The 16,365-nt window shown below is 41.7% G+C and carries 14 protein-coding genes; 8 read left to right on the plus strand and 6 right to left on the minus strand.

Features of this window, described 5'->3' with window-relative positions:
• Positions 1-64: 64 nt before the first annotated feature.
• Complete coding sequence (aat, locus tag AC570H_RS19175) at positions 65-700, plus strand: leucyl/phenylalanyl-tRNA--protein transferase (RefSeq protein WP_497357844.1); 636 nt, start codon at positions 65-67, stop codon at positions 698-700.
• Positions 701-807: 107 nt separating this feature from the next.
• Here aat and AC570H_RS19180 read toward each other — a convergent pair whose 3' ends face one another.
• The 4 genes from AC570H_RS19180 to AC570H_RS19195 all read right to left on the minus strand — a co-directional run bounded on the left by AC570H_RS19180 (position 808) and on the right by AC570H_RS19195 (position 5,688).
• Positions 808-1,467 carry a DUF2927 domain-containing protein gene (locus AC570H_RS19180; RefSeq protein ID WP_497357847.1) on the minus strand — a complete coding sequence of 220 codons (660 nt, stop codon included), beginning with the start codon at positions 1,465-1,467 and terminating at the stop codon, positions 808-810.
• Positions 1,468-1,520: 53 nt separating this feature from the next.
• Positions 1,521-2,183, minus strand: a complete 663-nt coding sequence (locus AC570H_RS19185) for a DUF2927 domain-containing protein (RefSeq protein ID WP_497357849.1) — start codon at positions 2,181-2,183, stop codon at positions 1,521-1,523.
• Positions 2,184-2,248: 65 nt separating this feature from the next.
• A complete protein-coding gene (locus AC570H_RS19190; RefSeq protein WP_497357851.1) occupies positions 2,249-2,773 on the minus strand; it encodes a hypothetical protein in 525 nt (174 codons plus the stop codon).
• A gap of 17 nt (positions 2,774-2,790) precedes the next feature.
• On the minus strand, positions 2,791-5,688 hold the full coding sequence (locus AC570H_RS19195) for a DEAD/DEAH box helicase (protein ID WP_497357853.1): 2,898 nt from the start codon (positions 5,686-5,688) through the stop codon (positions 2,791-2,793).
• Positions 5,689-6,037: 349 nt separating this feature from the next.
• Between AC570H_RS19195 and AC570H_RS19200 the strand changes: the two genes are divergently transcribed.
• A complete protein-coding gene (locus tag AC570H_RS19200; protein WP_497357855.1) occupies positions 6,038-6,685 on the plus strand; it encodes a GIN domain-containing protein in 648 nt (215 codons plus the stop codon).
• 91 nt (positions 6,686-6,776) lie between these two features.
• Here AC570H_RS19200 and amaB read toward each other — a convergent pair whose 3' ends face one another.
• On the minus strand, positions 6,777-8,318 hold the full coding sequence (gene amaB, locus AC570H_RS19205; RefSeq protein ID WP_497357857.1) for an L-piperidine-6-carboxylate dehydrogenase: 1,542 nt from the start codon (positions 8,316-8,318) through the stop codon (positions 6,777-6,779).
• 150 nt (positions 8,319-8,468) lie between these two features.
• Here amaB and AC570H_RS19210 point away from each other — a divergent pair, with 150 nt between their 5' ends.
• Complete coding sequence (locus tag AC570H_RS19210; RefSeq protein ID WP_497357859.1) at positions 8,469-10,970, plus strand: M1 family aminopeptidase; 2,502 nt, start codon at positions 8,469-8,471, stop codon at positions 10,968-10,970.
• Positions 10,971-11,317: 347 nt separating this feature from the next.
• Here the strand turns inward: AC570H_RS19210 and AC570H_RS19215 are convergent, their stop codons facing one another.
• Entirely contained in the window at positions 11,318-11,785 is a 468-nt protein-coding gene (locus AC570H_RS19215; protein WP_497357861.1) for a nuclear transport factor 2 family protein, read from the minus strand.
• 243 nt (positions 11,786-12,028) lie between these two features.
• On the opposite strand from AC570H_RS19215, the gene AC570H_RS19220 reads away from it, so the two are divergent.
• From AC570H_RS19220 to AC570H_RS19240, 5 genes are all read left to right on the plus strand, one after another.
• On the plus strand, positions 12,029-13,432 hold the full coding sequence (locus tag AC570H_RS19220; protein WP_497357863.1) for a tetratricopeptide repeat protein: 1,404 nt from the start codon (positions 12,029-12,031) through the stop codon (positions 13,430-13,432).
• A 62-nt stretch (positions 13,433-13,494) separates the two neighbouring features.
• Positions 13,495-14,259: a phosphosulfolactate synthase gene (locus AC570H_RS19225; RefSeq protein ID WP_497357865.1), complete on the plus strand. Its 765-nt coding sequence runs from the start codon at positions 13,495-13,497 to the stop codon at positions 14,257-14,259.
• A gap of 115 nt (positions 14,260-14,374) precedes the next feature.
• Positions 14,375-15,118, plus strand: coding sequence for a shikimate dehydrogenase family protein (locus AC570H_RS19230; RefSeq protein WP_497357867.1), 744 nt, complete (start codon positions 14,375-14,377; stop codon positions 15,116-15,118).
• Entirely contained in the window at positions 15,118-15,705 is a 588-nt protein-coding gene (gene gldD / locus AC570H_RS19235) for a gliding motility lipoprotein GldD (protein WP_497359178.1), read from the plus strand. Before AC570H_RS19230 ends, gldD begins: the two co-directional genes overlap by 1 nt.
• Positions 15,706-15,718: 13 nt before the next feature.
• On the plus strand, positions 15,719-16,357 hold the full coding sequence (locus AC570H_RS19240) for an MBL fold metallo-hydrolase (RefSeq protein ID WP_497357869.1): 639 nt from the start codon (positions 15,719-15,721) through the stop codon (positions 16,355-16,357).
• The last annotated feature ends 8 nt before the right edge of the window (positions 16,358-16,365 follow it).

The following is a 16,365-nucleotide window of genomic DNA, read 5'->3' on the forward strand; positions in this document are numbered from 1 at the left end:
TTGAAGGTATGACTCTTTTAAAACGTTTGGGTTTAACTATTGTTTTGTTTGCTATTATTGCAGCATGATTTTTAGATTGCTTGATGACGCCATTGTTTTTCCGGATACTGCCTTGGCAGAGCCAGATGGATTATTGGCCATTGGGGGCGATTTAAGTGTGGAGCGGCTGGAGTTGGCCTATCAAAGTGGCATATTTCCATGGTTTAGCGAAGGCGACCCGATTTTATGGTATGCACCTCATGAGCGCTGTGTTATTTTTCCGGAACGCGTAAAGATCAGTAAAAGCATGGCTAAAGTTATTAAAGACCATGTTTTTGAGGTAACTGTAAATCATGATTTCAGCAATGTAATCAGGAATTGTGCCCACGTGGTTCGAGAAGGGCAGGATGGCACCTGGATTACCAACGAGATGCAGTCGGCCTATATCGAGCTTCACCAAAAAGGCATAGCACACAGCATAGAAGTTTGGCGAGAAAATCAGTTGGTAGGAGGACTCTATGGCATTAAAATAGGCGATGTTTTTTGTGGCGAGAGCATGTTCAGCCTAGTGAGCAATGCCTCAAAAACGGCGCTGATTTACCTTTGTAAAAACATGGATTTCAAACTGGTAGATTGCCAATTGCCTAACGATCATTTGATGAGCTTAGGTGCGGAGATGATAAGTAGGGAGGAATATTTAAAGATTTTACAGGCCAATTGAGCCAACAGATGCGAAAGCAAATGCAGCATTTGAGGGCAAATCCAGTCCTGCTGTTCGCTTTACGCTGTGCTCGCTCCCATCACATTGTTTGCTATAAGCTAAAAGTGCTAATTCACCTTCAAAATCGCATCCACATCATCTTTCGTCATTCCGGGTTTGATGCTTTCCTGGTAAAGGGCCGAAATGATATGCGCATCAAAATCATCGATTTTTAACTTACTGTAATTTTTTGAGTTGAATAGGCTATAAGGCATCAGTTCGGTGGTTTCTAAAAAGCCTAGGCACCTGATTATTAATTTTTTAACGTGGCTCCTTGCGCTAGAGCTGTTTTTTTGCTTTCGTATATTGATGGCAACCTGTCCTGCAGTCATTTCGTTTTTAATGTTGGATCTTATCGAATAATAGCCCGGACTATTCACCAGCCTCTTGGCATTATTGCCCAATGGAGCCATATTGCTTTCGTTGTCTACAATTGAAATTACAAAATTGACTGCAGCGTCATCGTCTGTTTTTTCGATGCTTAAATGGGTTAGTTTTCTGAGTTGACTAAAAGTGGAATCTATTTCTTTGTGGAGGGACTTAACCGTGTCGCCATAAATTTTGTACTTGATAGGAGTTACCCATTTAGAAAGCACAGCATATTCGCCAATTTTCCTGCGGTGAAAAACAACCTGATCAAAAATTACTTTTTCTGTTGGATCTAAGTTTTGGGCGAAAGAATCGAAGCTTAAAGCTAATAATAGGCAAGCAATAATTTTTATCTTCATCGTAATGCTGATAAGGGACGCTAAAATAGGAGAACGATAATATAGAGAAAGCGCTAATTATTGATCTTAATGAGTTCATTAACTTCCTCTTTTGTCATTCCCGGACTAATTTTAGGACTGTAAAACGTACTAATGATATGGCCGTCAAAACGATCGATTTTAATCGTATTGTTATTTCTAGAATAGAAAATGCTATAAGGCGCTTCTTCAGATTTGAAAAAAAATCCAAGCGATCTGAGAATGATTCTTTTAATCGCATATCTTACATCAGATTTTGTGGTGTAAGCACCATAAACAAATAGGTTATCCACCTGAGTAATTTCTGACTTATCATTTGCTTTATGGCTAAAATTGCCTGTATAATGCATTGTTCTGCCAGCGGGAGTAGGAATGTTTTTGCTCTTGTCTGCCTCTTGAAGGTCAAAAGTCAAGTTGGCCTCACTATCAACGCCAGTCTTTTTAATATCGAGCGAAGTTAGTTGCCTGATTTGAGCAAAGGTAGTGTCTATTTCTTTTAACAGATACTCGGGCGCATTTCCTTTTATCTGGTATCTTAACGGCCCATTCCATTTTAGAATAGTTTTTTTTCCTGTGGTTGGAGAAATTATGTAAGCTATATCATCAAAAACGAGTTTTTCATCATAAGTGAGGCTTTGGGCAAATGATCCAATGCTTATTAATAACAGAATAGAGGTAAGCGTTAATTTGATTGACATTTTTATTCTCTAGTTTAATAATTCCCTAATATCGTCTTTACTGGGCGATTTGAAGAAACCTTTCTTTATTTTAATGCATGAAGACAGGTGTAATAAATCTCATCCATCTCAACTTGTGAAAGAGGTTGGGATATGCCTTTCGGATACTGATTTTTAAGATGTGCAAGCACGCAATTGGCAAAAACCATCTTTTTTTCTTGAGGCATTTTTTTGAGTATGTCCAGAGAGCTTACTTTCTTTAATACCGCTTTTTCCGTAATTGAACTCCAAGCTATTTCTGTAATGCCTTCAGCACATTCTATAGCAATCTGCTCACTAATCTTATCGATACTGTCTTTGGGAAGTCCATTTAACGTATTTGGATATCGGGCAATTATCTTTTCGGTAAAGCACGTGGTTAAAGTTTTGCGTTGCGCTTCATTGGTAGTAATTTTTAAAGTTTCTTTATAGAACGAATTATATAAAGTGACTTTTTCAGATGCTGACCAACCTTTCAAGCTATTTTTTATGAGGGTTGAAGCACCAATGATTACAACAACAAAAACTACAAAAAATAGATAACGTTTAGATAAAAGTATGTTTTTCTCCATATCAATCTCTTATTACCTTAATTCAACAACTCCCTAATATCGTCTTTACTCAATGATTTGAAGAAACTTTCTTCGGTTGTAATCAAGGAGTTGGCCAGCGACTTCTTGCGCCTTTGCAGGGCCAAGATCTTCTCTTCAACGGTATCTTTAGAAATGAACTTGTAGATGAATACCTTTTTCTCCTGGCCAATGCGATGGGTACGGTCGATGGCTTGTTGTTCAACTGCAGGGTTCCACCATGGATCTAAAATAAACACATAGTCGGCCTGGGTAAGGTTTAAGCCCACGCCACCTGCTTTGATAGAAATTAAGAACACCTTTAAATCGGTGTTCTGCTGAAACTCGGCTACAATTTCGCCACGGTTTTTGGTGCTGCCGTCTAAATAGGCATAAGGAATATGCTCTTTCTCGAAATAATTCTTGAAAATACCCAAATGCCTTACAAATTGCGAGAAGATCAGCACTTTATGGCCGCCTTTTAACACATTGTCGAGTGTATGTACCACGTTTTCGAACTTGCCCGAATCGGCTTCGTAGCCTTCATCAATCATTACCGGGTGGTTGGCCAACTGTCTCAAGGCGGTTAAGCCTTGTAGCAGCTGCACCTGCTTTTTGGCGTAAGTGCCATCATCCATGCTGGTTAAAAGATCGTTGCGGTAAGCCGATTTGGTTTTCTCGTAAACAGCAGCCTGGTCTTCGCTCATGTCACAATAGAAGATATGCTCCGTTTTTGGAGGCAATTCTGCAGCTACCTGCTCTTTGGTTCTCCTTAATACAAAAGGCTTGATGATGGCCTGCAATTTCTTCGCTTTATCCTCGTCTTTTCTCTTCTCTATGGCCTGCACATATTCTTCGTTAAAGAAAGATTGCGTGCCCAACAAACCAGGGTTGAGAAAAGTAAGCTGGGTCCATAAATCGCCCACCGAATTCTCTACTGGCGTACCGCTCAAAATAAGGCGGTGCCTCGACCTGAGCATACGTACGGTTTTGAAGGATTTGGAAGACGGATTTTTAATATTCTGGCTCTCGTCTAAAATAATATAGTTGAAATAGAAATCTCTCAGCAGCTCGGCATCTACGCGGGTAATGCCATAGGTGGTAATTACCAAATCGTACTTGCCAAAAAGACTCATGTCCTTGTTGCGGAAAGTGCCGGTGTGGGCATGGATCCTTAATTTCGGCGTAAATTTTTTCGCTTCGTTTAGCCAATTGTAAATCAGGGAAGTTGGCATAATGATCAGCGAAGTGCTGTGCGTGCCGTTCTGTTCATCTTCTTCCTTTAGTTTTTGCAACATAGCCAAAGTCTGGATGGTTTTACCCAAACCCATATCATCTGCCAGGCAACCACCAAAATTGTATTCGCGCAAAAAGCTGAACCAGTTATAGCCTGCCTTCTGGTAATGGCGTAGGTCACCTTTAAAATTAACAGGCATCGCACTATCGGCAATGTGCTCAAAATCGTTGAGGCGCTGTAATTTGCGATCTAAAGTTACATTGGCCAAACTGTCTTCGGCAAGGTCGTTTACTAGGCCAATGTGGTGTTTTTTCAGCTTGAGGTTTTTGCTGCCATCAGCCAGGCTAAATAAACTGCTGTATTGCGTAAACCATTTCTCCGGAATAATGGCAATATCGCCGTCGGGCAAAATAAATTCTCTCTTTTTATGAAGGATATGCTGTTTTAGAGCAATAAAAGGAATAGGATGAATACCAAAATATACAATGGCATTGATATCGAACCAATCGTTGTCTTCCTTAATTTCAAAATCGATTTTATTGGCGCCAAAAACAAAACGCTTGTTGCTATTGGCCTGCTCAATTTCGTAGCCTTGTTCATGCAGGGCTTCGATATGCTCGTTTACCCAAGTAATAATGGCGTATGAGGGATTATGGTTTTCGTCGAGGTTAGGCAGTTCCAAATGATGGAAAAGCGCACTGGTTTTTTTTAGTCCTAGGCTTTGCAGAAAGATGAATTTTTCCTTCTCCCAATCGGCATTTCGCTTGATACGGGTAAAAGTGTAATTATCATTTTCCTTGCTCAGCCTAACGGTAACCCTTTGGTCGTTGCCCATGGCAAAGGCATATTGCCCGTATTTAAAGTACAGTTGCAACTGCGAAACGCCACCATCTACATAAATTACCTTGATAACAGCCGTAGCCTCCAGCTTTTCGGTCTTAATTTCAAAGCCCTCGGCATACACATGGTATTTTTCGATCAGCGGACCTACAAACTTCTCAAAATAGGTAGCTTCTGTAGCTTTCGGAATGGTAATGTAGCGCTTGTTGAGGAAAGGCATCAGTTTTTTGCCCTCTATATCCTGTTCAAAGAAATACAGTACATCGTTGAGCAAAAGCCAGGCAGGCTGGTTGCAGACTACTTGCGCCTCTTTAAACATAAAATCGATGCGCATCCCTTGGTACTTGATGGTAGGAAAGTACCGGGTTTCTGTATCGCTCCTCCTGAAGTGAAAGAGCACGGTTGCCGGTTCTGTAGCCAGGTCTATTTTGCGTTCTGCAGGCCAGCCATCCTTGTCCATCAGGTAAAGGCCATCCTTGGTCTTTAGGATTTCTAAAACTTCGGCCAGCTTCTTTTCAATCTTCGGACGCACACTGTCGTAAAACTTCTCGTCGTAAAACTTGCTGAAGAACTCGAAAGGCCTAATGGCTTTTTTATGGTATTTCTTGATGATGAAATCCTGCTCGGTTTCATCCAATATTTTGATCAGCTTAAAATCTACTTCGCTCAAGTGCTTGGCAAACTCTTTGGCCGTATGCGTAAACAAGCGCTGGTAGGTGAGCGAGAAATCGCCCTGCGGATTGAGCTGTACAATGTGCGGTTCGATCAAATAGCCCAAAAACTCATGCTTACATAATGAATACACGATTTGGCAAGGACTGGAACTATTTACACGTAACATTGAATAAAAGCTAAAAGAAAGAAAAGCTAGGCATCTAAAAAATGTTAAACATACATCAAATTGTTTTTTATTCAAACAGCGGTGGGATAAAATCTGAGAATTTTATTTGACAGATCCTGTTAATTCCCTTATTAATCAAATAGTTGCTTATCGACGAAAATTTTTTGTCCGAGTTCGTCGAAAAATTACAGGCGTTCGTCTAGAGTTACGCGAGGGTGGTATAATACGCCCATTTCCGGTGCAACTTTTTCTGTGTGCTGCAGTCTTATTTACGAAACCTGCCAATAAGAACGGCAGGCCAAAACAAAAAACAAATAACAGATATACAATTATTTAAAATATTAAAGTCATGAAAACTTCTATTAAAACCTTATTCGCAGCAGCCTTATCACTAGTAGTATTAAGCAGTTCTGCATTTGCATCTACAGATGTAAAAGACAACAACAAAGTAACCGTATTAAACCAAGTAAAAAACATTAGCAAAATCGAAGTGAAAGGTAATGTTGAAGTGATCTTGGTACAGGCGCCAACAGAAAGCGTAAAAGTATACGATACATACTATTCAAAAAATGCTTTGGTACAGCAACAAGATGGCGTTTTGCGCATCAGTTCTTTCCAAGATGAAACCTTAACCGTAGCGGTTTATGTACGCAACCTTTCTTCAATCGAAGCTACAGACAATGCAACTATCAAAACTTTCGGTAAAGTAAACTTCTTAAGCTTGAACATAGACTTAAAAGGCAACGCAAAAGCCGATATCAATGCCAGTACAGTTAACTTGTATACTTCGGTTAAAGACAGCGCAAACTTGAAATTAACTGGTAGTACTACCGATCACTACGCTGTACTAGGTACAAAAGCCAAAATGAGCATGGATCAATTCACAGCAGATAGCACCAGCGTAAACACCGTGGCTCCATTAATTGCCAAAGCTGCTCCGGTTCGTCAAACATTGGAAAGCATTATCGCTGCAGACGATATTAAACTTGCAAAGTAATAAGCCTATCATATATCAGTTTTTTTAAAAGGAAAGCGCCCCGATTTCGAGGCGCTTTTTTTATTGAGAAAGATTTGCGAAGCTAGCCTTATTAGAAATCAAACTTAATTCCCTGTGCCAATGGCAAGGTGTTTGAATAATTAATGGTATTGGTTTGACGGCGCATGTAGGCTTTCCAAGCATCTGAACCGCTTTCGCGACCACCACCGGTTTCTTTCTCGCCACCAAAGGCACCACCGATTTCGGCACCAGAAGTACCGATGTTTACATTGGCAATGCCGCAATCTGAACCTTGAGCCGAAAGGAACTGCTCGGCTTCTCTTAAATTAAGGGTCATAATAGCCGATGACAAGCCTTGTGGCACACCGTTTTGCAAGGCGATGGCTTCATCAAGTTCTTTATATTTGATCAGGTACAAAATTGGAGCAAAGGTTTCGTGCTGCACAATTTTATAATCGTTTTTCACTTCGGCAATGCATGGTTTAACGTAACAGCCAGAACCATATTCGCCATCGGTTAATACGCCGCCTTCCACTACAAATTTTCCGCCTTCGGCTTTGCATTTTTCTATCGAATCCAAATAGCTGGCAACAGCATCGGTATCAATTAACGGACCTACATGATTATGCTGGTCTAAAGGATTGCCAATGCGCAACTGGCCGTAGGCTTTTACTAGCTTTTCTTTAAAGGCATCGTACACACTTTCGTGTATGATTAAACGACGCGTAGAAGTACAGCGCTGTCCGGCAGTGCCTACGGCGCCAAATACTGCGCCTATGATGGACATGTCCAAATCGGCATCTTTAGAAATGATAATGGCATTGTTGCCACCTAATTCTAACAAACTCTTGCCTAAACGTGCTCCAACAGCCGCGCCAACAGCTTTGCCCATGCGGGTTGATCCTGTTGCCGAAACCAAGGCAATTCTGGTATCGTTGCTCAGCAATTCGCCTACGGTTCTATCGCCAATAATCAGGTTAGAAACGCCTTCGGGAACATCGTTGGCTTTTAAAACCTTGTTAATGATCTGTTGACAGGCCACCGCGGTTAATGGTGTTTTTTCAGAAGGTTTCCAGATGCAAACATTGCCGCAAACCCAAGCCAATGCCGTATTCCAGCTCCAAACTGCAACCGGGAAGTTAAAGGCCGAAATAATGCCTACAATGCCCAATGGGTGCCATTGTTCGTACATGCGGTGCGAAGGCCTTTCGCTGTGCATGGTTAAGCCATAAAGCTGGCGCGATAAACCAACCGCAAAATCGCAGATGTCTATCATTTCCTGCACCTCGCCAAAGCCCTCTTGCAGGCTTTTGCCCATTTCGTAAGAAACCAAGGTGCCCAAGGCTTCTTTGTTTGCTCTTAAAGCCTCGCCAAACTGACGAACCATTTCGCCTCTTTTGGGCGCAGGAACGGTTCTCCATTGCAGGTATGCCTTTTGGGCAGTTTCCACAACTTGGTCGTAGTCTTTTGCCGATGCTACCTGCACCGACGCTATCTTTTTGCCATCAACTGGAGAGTGGCTGTCTATGATTTTTTCATTGCTTGGGTTTGCCCAGTTTTGGCCTGTGCTATAGGCCGGATTGATGGATTCTATTCCTAATTGCTTTAAAATAGCACTGATATTTGTTCCCATTCTATAAATTTTAAGCTGAAAATCGGTTTATACAAAGCAACAAAAAATTAAGCAGGATTTACAACTTATAAATTTTTGGAAGCATACGAGCTTGTTGGCAATATTGTAACTTTACGTTGTTCATAAAGTCCAAAACCAAAAAATTAAACTATGAAGAAACAATTTATTGCCGGATTACTTGGAGTGGTATTGCTTGGCAGCGCTGTTGTGGCAAATGGCCAGCAAGAAGTGCCCAAAACCAACCCAACTTATCGGGTTACCCCTACAAAAATTAACGATCTGGTACATACCAAGCTAGATGTGAGCTTCGACTATGCCAAGCGCTACCTCAATGGCAAGGCTTGGTTAACCTTAACGCCACATTTTTATGCCACAGATAGCCTAACCCTCGATGCAAAGGGTATGGACATTAAGAGCGTAGCCCTGGTTGGTGCCAAAGCCAACACGCCGTTAAAATATAAATATGATAATGAGCAGTTGTTTGTACAGCTGAACAAGAAATATACAAGGAGCGAAAAATATACGGTTTACATCGTTTACACGGCAAAGCCCGATGAACTAAAAGCCAAAGGAAGCGCTGCCATTACCGATGCCAAAGGCTTGTATTTCATCAATCCCGATGGTACGGATAAAGACAAGCCTACCGAAATATGGACGCAGGGCGAAACAGAGGCTTCTTCGGCCTGGTTTCCAACCATTGATAAGCCTAACCAAAAAACCACTGCCGAAATTGCCATGACGGTACAATCGAAGTACACCACCTTGTCTAACGGTAAACTGGTATCGCAAAAGACAAACGCAAACGGCACGCGTACCGATGTTTGGAAAATGGATCAGCCTCATTCGCCATATCTTTTTATGATGGCCGTTGGTCCGTTTAAGATTTACAAAGATACCTGGAAGGGCAAAGAAGTGAGCTATTACCTAGAGCCTAAGTATGCGCCTTATGCCAAGCAGATTTTTGGTAAAACACCAGAAATGATGACTTTCTATAGTAAGATCTTGGGCGTTGATTATCCTTGGGTAAAATATGCACAGGTGGTGGCTAGAGACTATGTTTCGGGTGCGATGGAAAATACCTCGGCAACCTTGCATGGCGAGCACGTACAGAAAACCCCAAGAGAACTGATTGATGCCAACGAAGAGGGTACCATAGCCCACGAGCTGTTTCACCAATGGTTTGGCGATTATGTAACTGCAGAATCCTGGTCTAACCTTACCATGAACGAATCTTTTGCAACTTTTGGCGAAGTGCTATGGCATGGCCACGATGAAGGAAAAGATGCCGAAGACGAATCGCGCTACGGTAAACTGACTTCTTACTTGGGCACAGCCAAAAATGGGGAAAGCCCAGTGCTGGCCCGTTTTTATTACAACGACAAAGAAGACATGTTCGATAACGTGAGCTACTCTAAGGGGTCGATCATTTTATACGCATTAAAGAATTTATTGGGCGATGATGCTTTCTTTAAAGGACTAAATCTTTACCTCAGAACCAATGCTTATAAAAACGGCGAGCCTCACCAGCTGCGTTTGGCTTTGGAAGAAGTGAGCGGCAGGGATTTGTTGCCTTATTTTAACCAGTGGTATTATGCTGGCGGCCATCCTGTGTTAGACGTGAAATACGATTACAAAGACGGCAACGCGATAATCGATGTAAAACAAATCCAAGCGGCCGATGTACAGACTTTCATTTTGCCATTGAAAGTTGACTTGTATGTTGGCGGACAAAAAATAAGCAAAGAAATAACGATCAACGGCAGGGAAGAGCGTTTTAGCTTCCCGGTTTCGGCCAAGCCAGAGCTGATCGATTTTGACGTAGATAAAATTTTGGTGGGCGAGATCAAAGACAATAAAACGCTCGATAACTACATTTTTCAATATAGCAATGCTCCATCTTATGTAAATAGGTTGAAAGCGATTGAGCAGGCCACCATCAACAATAAAGAAAAAACTGCACAGCAATTGCTTTTAAAGGCGCTGGATGATAAAAATGCAGGCTTAAGAGCTTTAGCTTTAAAAGGATTTAACCTAAAAGACCAACAGATCAAAACCTTGGCTGGTGAAAAGATCGTTGCTTTGGCCAAGAATGATAAGAACTCAAATGTTAGGTCGGTAGCCATTGCAAGATTGGCCATGAGTGGCGATAAAGCTTATGTAACAGTATTTCAGAACGGATTAAAAGAGCAATCGTATAAAGTAATTGGTACGTCGCTACAGGCGATGAACATGGTAGAGCCTGCTTCTTTGGGCCAGATTGTAGCTGGATTGGATCAGGATACAAAAGACCATGTGCCTTCACAATTGGCGCAGATCTACGCAACTTTAGGCGACGACAGCTTTCATGCTTTTTATTTGAACATTGCCAATACCGGCAATATCAATGCCTTGGCTGGCGTAATAAGTGCCTATTCAAATTACTTGGTAAAAAATAAAAATCCGAAGATTACGCAAGAGGGCGCGCAGGCGATTGTTAACGGAATGAACCGTACCAAATTGGCCCAATATTACGGCAAACAGTTTGTACAGGTATTTACTACTGCCGAAGAAACCAAAACCAAAGAAGCCGAGAATGCTAGCGGAGAAGCTAAAGACAATTTATTGAAGCAAGCGGCCTACTTTAAAGCGGCAGCAGCAGCATTGAATAAGTAGCTCGTCATTGCGAGAAACGATTTATGACAAAGGCTGTTGATCTAAATCAACAGCCTTTGTCATATGCGAATTTATTCTAAGCGTGATATCTGGCCCAAGCAATAATCCTCCGTTGAGCTAAAATCGCCCTTGTCCGGTGCGGTAAGCACTAATTAGCTTGAGCACAAACCTTAAAGCAGCGGGCGCAGGCGTGGATTTTTTTGCATACTTTTTTCATCTACAGGAAAAAAGTATGTCCGCGAAGCGAAGGGACGAGAAAGAGGACCACAGAAGGATTGAGCCAACCACAATCCCAATTTGTTAAAAAGATTGCTTCTTCGCGTCGCTCATTACAAAGACGAATCAAATTACTTTATCGCCTCACTACATCCATCCTTACGCCTCGTATCAATGATATAAATGATTTTCCAACCTTCTTCGCCCTTAAAAAGCTGGAACGAATTAACGCCGCAATGGCTAAACTTATCGCCCACATAAAACTTGTAGTCGGTCCAAACGCTGGCCAAGTTGGCATCTACCAAAACCTTGGTAAAAATAATGCGTTCATCGTATTTTTCTGGATGTGGAGCCCCCACGCTTTTGATAAAGCCATCAACGCTTTCAGTGCGTACTGCCGATTTGCCGTCTTTGCCTTTGGCAATGGTCTGCATCACGTTTTGTTTGGCAAATGCCTTGCGGATTAAAGTGGTGTCTCCATTGCGCATGCCCTCAAAAAGCTGGTTAATGGTAGCTTTTACAGCTTCTTCTTCGTTGGTTTGGGCAAAGGCGCCAAGGCTTAATGCCATTAATAAAACGATGATACTAAAGTGCTTCATGACTTAAATTTTACGGTTTTAAAACTAAATATATGTAAATTTGTAGTTAATTTAAAAGAACGGCAGATACCTAGCCTACCTATTGCCGATCACTCACAGCCCTCCTCGGCTAAATCTTTTATTATTAATCAATTATAGAAAGGGGTGTGTGTATGTTGATAATTATATTTTACCTCCTCTAACAAATAGCGTAAACTTATAATTAATTAAACAATTGGGCTGTTCTTTAAATATTCAGGATACATGGAAGAAGAATTTGAATTTGATTTTAATGAAGATGCGCAACATTCTGTAGAACGTTATGAAGAAATGATCCGTAACCAGGATCAGTATTTTTTCGATGCGCAGGCATTTGAATATATAATTGACAATTATATAGAGAAGAACGATCCAGTAAAGGCTTTGCAGGTAATAGAATATGCGTTGAGCCAACACCCTTATGCTGCGGTTTTTTTAATTAAACAGGCCCAGCTTTTATTGTTTACCAATCAGGTAGAGAAGGCATTCGCCTCGCTCGAAAAGGCCGAAATGCTCGAACCGTCAGAGGCCGATATCTATGTGCTGAGAGGCAACATCTACCAAAACCTCGATCGCCACTCGGAAGCTTTAGAGAATTTCGAAAAGGCTTTAGGCCTGGCCGAAACCACTGATGAGATTTTGTTGCAGATGGCCTATGTGTACCAGAACATGCAGGATTACGAAAGCGCCATTGTGTACATCAAACGTAGCTTGGAGCAGAATATGGAAAACAAAGATGGTTTGTATGAACTGGCCTTTTGCTATGATATTTTAGATAAACAGGAAGAAAGCATCCATTTTTACCAGGAATACATAGACAACGATCCCTATTCTTACGCGGCTTGGTATAATTTGGCCAACTCGTACCATAAGCTTGATCTTTTCGAAAAAGCCATCGATGCCTACGATTATGCCATCCTGATCAAAGAAAACTTTGCATCAGCCTACTACAACAAGGGTAATGCCTTGGTGCAACTGGAGAAATATGAAGACGCCATTGCGGTATATAAGCAAACTTTTGAGTACGAACAGCCAAATGCCGATACCTATTGTGCCATTGGCGAGTGTTATGAGAAGTTAGAGCAAATGGGCGAGGCCCGTGCTTATTATAAAAAATCGGTTAAAATGGATTCGAAAATGGCCGATGCCTGGTTTGGCATTGGGGTAACCCTCAATTTTGAGGAGCGTTTTTTCGAATCGCTGCATTTCTACAAAAAAGCCCTGGAACTGGACGAAGAAAATCCGGATTTCTGGTTTGCCATCGCCGATGCGCATTATAAACTGGGACAGATAGACGAATCGATAGAAGCCTATTACAAAGTGCTGGAATATAATCCAGTTGACATAGAGGCATGGCTTGATTTTTCTACGGTGCTTTATGAGCAGGGCAAATTGGTAGAGGCTTCGGAAACAATGGCCGAGGCCATCAAAAACAATCCCGATGCGGCTGAATTGTATTACCGCATGGTGGCCTATCTGTTTGCCTTGGGACAAAGCAAGGATGCCATTGCCTACCTGGAAACCGCATTGGTTACCGACCCTGAGAAGCATTATATTCTGTTCGAATACTTGCCACAGTTGCAGGATAATGGGCTGATTATAGACGTCATCAACAAATACATCAAATAGAAATGTCATTAATTAGATGTTTATTTTAAAAAATAGCAGAGTTTTTTAACCTTTGCACCCATATGAACTACAAATTAAACGACATTCCTGAGCGTTCGGCTAAGCCTCGTCAAAAAGGATTAACCATGGTGATGGATAAAGGCCTTAGTTTAAGGCAAGTAGAAGATTTTATAGAAGTTGCTGGCGTACATACCGATATTGTTAAATTGGGTTGGGCCACGTCTTATGTAACGCCGAACCTCAAAGAGAAGCTAGCGCTATATCGCAGTGCAGGTATTCCTACCTATTTTGGAGGAACCTTGTTCGAAGCTTTTGCCATCCGCAACCAGTTCGACGATTACCGTAGGGTATTGGAGGAGTTTGGGATGGAATATGCAGAAGTATCAGACGGCTCTATGGACATTGAACATGAAGAGAAATGTGAGTTCATCCATAAATTGGCCCAACAGGTTACGGTAATTTCTGAAGTAGGCTCTAAAGATGCCACCAAGATTTTTGCGCCATACAAATGGATCAAATTGATGAAGGCAGAAATCGAAGCAGGTTCATGGAAAGTAATCGCCGAAGCTCGAGAGGGTGGTAACGTGGGCATTTACCGTGGTACTGGCGAGGTGCGCGAAGGATTGGTAGACGAAATCTTAACGCAGATACCCGAAGAAACCATCATTTGGGAAGCGCCACAAAAAGAACAACAGGTTTGGTTCATCAAACTGATTGGCACCAATGTGAATTTGGGCAATATTGCACCGGCAGAAGTTATTCCGCTTGAAACCATTCGCTTGGGCCTAAGAGGCGATACCTTTGATTATTTCTTGACTAAAAAATAAACTTCTAAGCGTACACTTTGTCATTCGGAGCGAAGCGAAGAATCTATTAAGCGATCAAGATAGATTTTTCCTATCGTGGGAATGACAAAAGGAGTTACAGAGAAATAAATCTATCATGAGAACATTTGGACTAATCGGCTATCCCTTATCACATTCTTTTTCGAAGAAATATTTTACCGAGAAGTTCGAAAAGGAGGGAATCAAAAATTGCAGGTACGAACTTTTTCCAATCGAAAAAGCAGCACTGTTTTATAAAATACTCTCAGATCATGAAGACCTTTGGGGCATTAATGTAACCATACCCTACAAAGTAGATGTATTGCCTTTTGTAGACGAATTGGATCCTGCAGCTGCGGCAATAGGAGCGGTAAATTGCATTAAAATAGGCAGAAAAAATGCAGAGCAATGGATTACAGGCTACAATACCGATGCCTACGGCTTTGCCGAATCCTTGAAGCCTATGTTAGATGAGCGCCACCAAAAAGCCTTGATCTTTGGCGATGGCGGCGCGGCCAAGGCAGTAAAATACACTTTAGAACAGTTGCAGATTCCTTACCTCACAGTAGTGCGCAATCCGGCACCCAATGCTATTTTGTATGATCAGGTAGATGAGCGCCTCTTGCAGGAGCACCAAATATTGATCAATACCACGCCCTTGGGCATGTCGCCAAATTACGATACCTTTCCAGCCATCCCTTATCAGTTTTTAGGAGCGCAACACTTGGCCTACGACTTGGTTTATAATCCAGAGGAGACTGAATTTTTAAAAAAAGTAAAGGCGCAGGGCGGAAAAATTAAGAACGGATTAGAAATGCTATACCTGCAAGCCGAACGTTCTTGGTATATTTGGAATACATGATGATCAGAAAACAAATGCTTTTCTTGTTGCTTATGGTCGCAAGCCTTTTGGCCTGTACCAGCGAGCAGCCAAGTACACCTAAGCCAAAAGGATATTTTAGGATCAATTTCCCTAAAAAGGCCTACCAGACCTTTAACTCCGATTGCCCTTTTACGTTTGAATATCCGGTATATGCCGTAATGAACAAAGACACCGACAGAAATGCCCAGCCCTGCTGGAATAACCTCAGCTTTCCGCAGTTCAATGGCAATTTGCATTTGACTTATCATGGCGTTTTTTCTAAAACCGACTATGATAAAATGACCGAAGCCGCCCGGACCTTGGCCATGAAACATACCGTTAGGGCCAATGCCATAGACCAGAAGCTGATCAATTATCCAGAAAGGAAAGTGTATGGAGTTTACTATGCCATTGAGGGCAATACGGCTTCTTCTGTACAGTTTTTTTTAACCGATAGTGCAAAGCATTACTTTAGGGGCGCACTTTATTTTAACGAACGTCCGCAATACGATTCTATCCAACCTGTTGTGAAATTTATCAAGAAAGACATCGACAGGATGATCGAAACTTTTAAGTGGAAGAACTAATTCTATAACCAAGATGATCAGTTTACAGAAATTTACCTTCAATCCCTATCAGGAAAATACTTATGTTTTATTTGACGAAACAAAAGAATGTGTAATTATAGATGCAGGAATGTACGATGGGAGCGAGCAAAACCAGTTAGCTAGCTTCATCAATGAAAACGGGTTAAAACCAACCTTGCTCCTCAATACGCATTGCCATATAGACCATGTGCTGGGCAATAAATTTGTGTTTGATAACTGGGGATTAAGACCACAGTTCCATGAGGGAGAGCTTTATATTTTGCAGGCCGTACCGGGCTATGCGCCACAAATGGGCATGCGTTACGAACTTTCGCCAGAACCTGAGCAATTTTTGCCCGAAACAGGTGCCATTAGTTTTGGCAACAGCCAGCTGGAATTGATTTTTGCCCCGGGCCATTCGCCGGCCCACCTTTGTTTTTATGCTAAGGAAGAGAACTTTTTGATTGGAGGCGATGTGCTTTTTTACCAAAGCATAGGCCGAACCGATCTTCCCGGAGGAAACCATCAGCAATTGATCAACAGCATCAGGCAAAATCTTTTTGTCTTGCCTAATGACTGCGAGGTATTTCCCGGTCACGGCCCATCTACTACGATTGGTTTTGAGAAACTCAATAATCCGTTCCTGAGGTAATTTTTATG

It is taken from the genome of Pedobacter sp. B4419, assembly GCF_059693725.1.

Coding starts and splice junctions, on each gene's coding strand:
- gldD (WP_497359178.1), top strand. CDS start 15,118: ATGATCAGAAAACAAATGCTTTTCTTGTTGCTTATGGTCGCAAGCCTT.
- AC570H_RS19215 (WP_497357861.1), bottom strand. CDS start 11,785: ATGAAGCACTTTAGTATCATCGTTTTATTAATGGCATTAAGCCTTGGC.
- AC570H_RS19225 (WP_497357865.1), top strand. CDS start 13,495: ATGAACTACAAATTAAACGACATTCCTGAGCGTTCGGCTAAGCCTCGT.
- AC570H_RS19185 (WP_497357849.1), bottom strand. CDS start 2,183: ATGTCAATCAAATTAACGCTTACCTCTATTCTGTTATTAATAAGCATT.
- AC570H_RS19190 (WP_497357851.1), bottom strand. CDS start 2,773: ATGGAGAAAAACATACTTTTATCTAAACGTTATCTATTTTTTGTAGTT.
- AC570H_RS19230 (WP_497357867.1), top strand. CDS start 14,375: ATGAGAACATTTGGACTAATCGGCTATCCCTTATCACATTCTTTTTCG.
- AC570H_RS19220 (WP_497357863.1), top strand. CDS start 12,029: ATGGAAGAAGAATTTGAATTTGATTTTAATGAAGATGCGCAACATTCT.
- amaB (WP_497357857.1), bottom strand. CDS start 8,318: ATGGGAACAAATATCAGTGCTATTTTAAAGCAATTAGGAATAGAATCC.
- AC570H_RS19200 (WP_497357855.1), top strand. CDS start 6,038: ATGAAAACTTCTATTAAAACCTTATTCGCAGCAGCCTTATCACTAGTA.
- aat (WP_497357844.1), top strand. CDS start 65: ATGATTTTTAGATTGCTTGATGACGCCATTGTTTTTCCGGATACTGCC.
- AC570H_RS19180 (WP_497357847.1), bottom strand. CDS start 1,467: ATGAAGATAAAAATTATTGCTTGCCTATTATTAGCTTTAAGCTTCGAT.
- AC570H_RS19195 (WP_497357853.1), bottom strand. CDS start 5,688: ATGTTACGTGTAAATAGTTCCAGTCCTTGCCAAATCGTGTATTCATTA.
- AC570H_RS19210 (WP_497357859.1), top strand. CDS start 8,469: ATGAAGAAACAATTTATTGCCGGATTACTTGGAGTGGTATTGCTTGGC.
- AC570H_RS19240 (WP_497357869.1), top strand. CDS start 15,719: ATGATCAGTTTACAGAAATTTACCTTCAATCCCTATCAGGAAAATACT.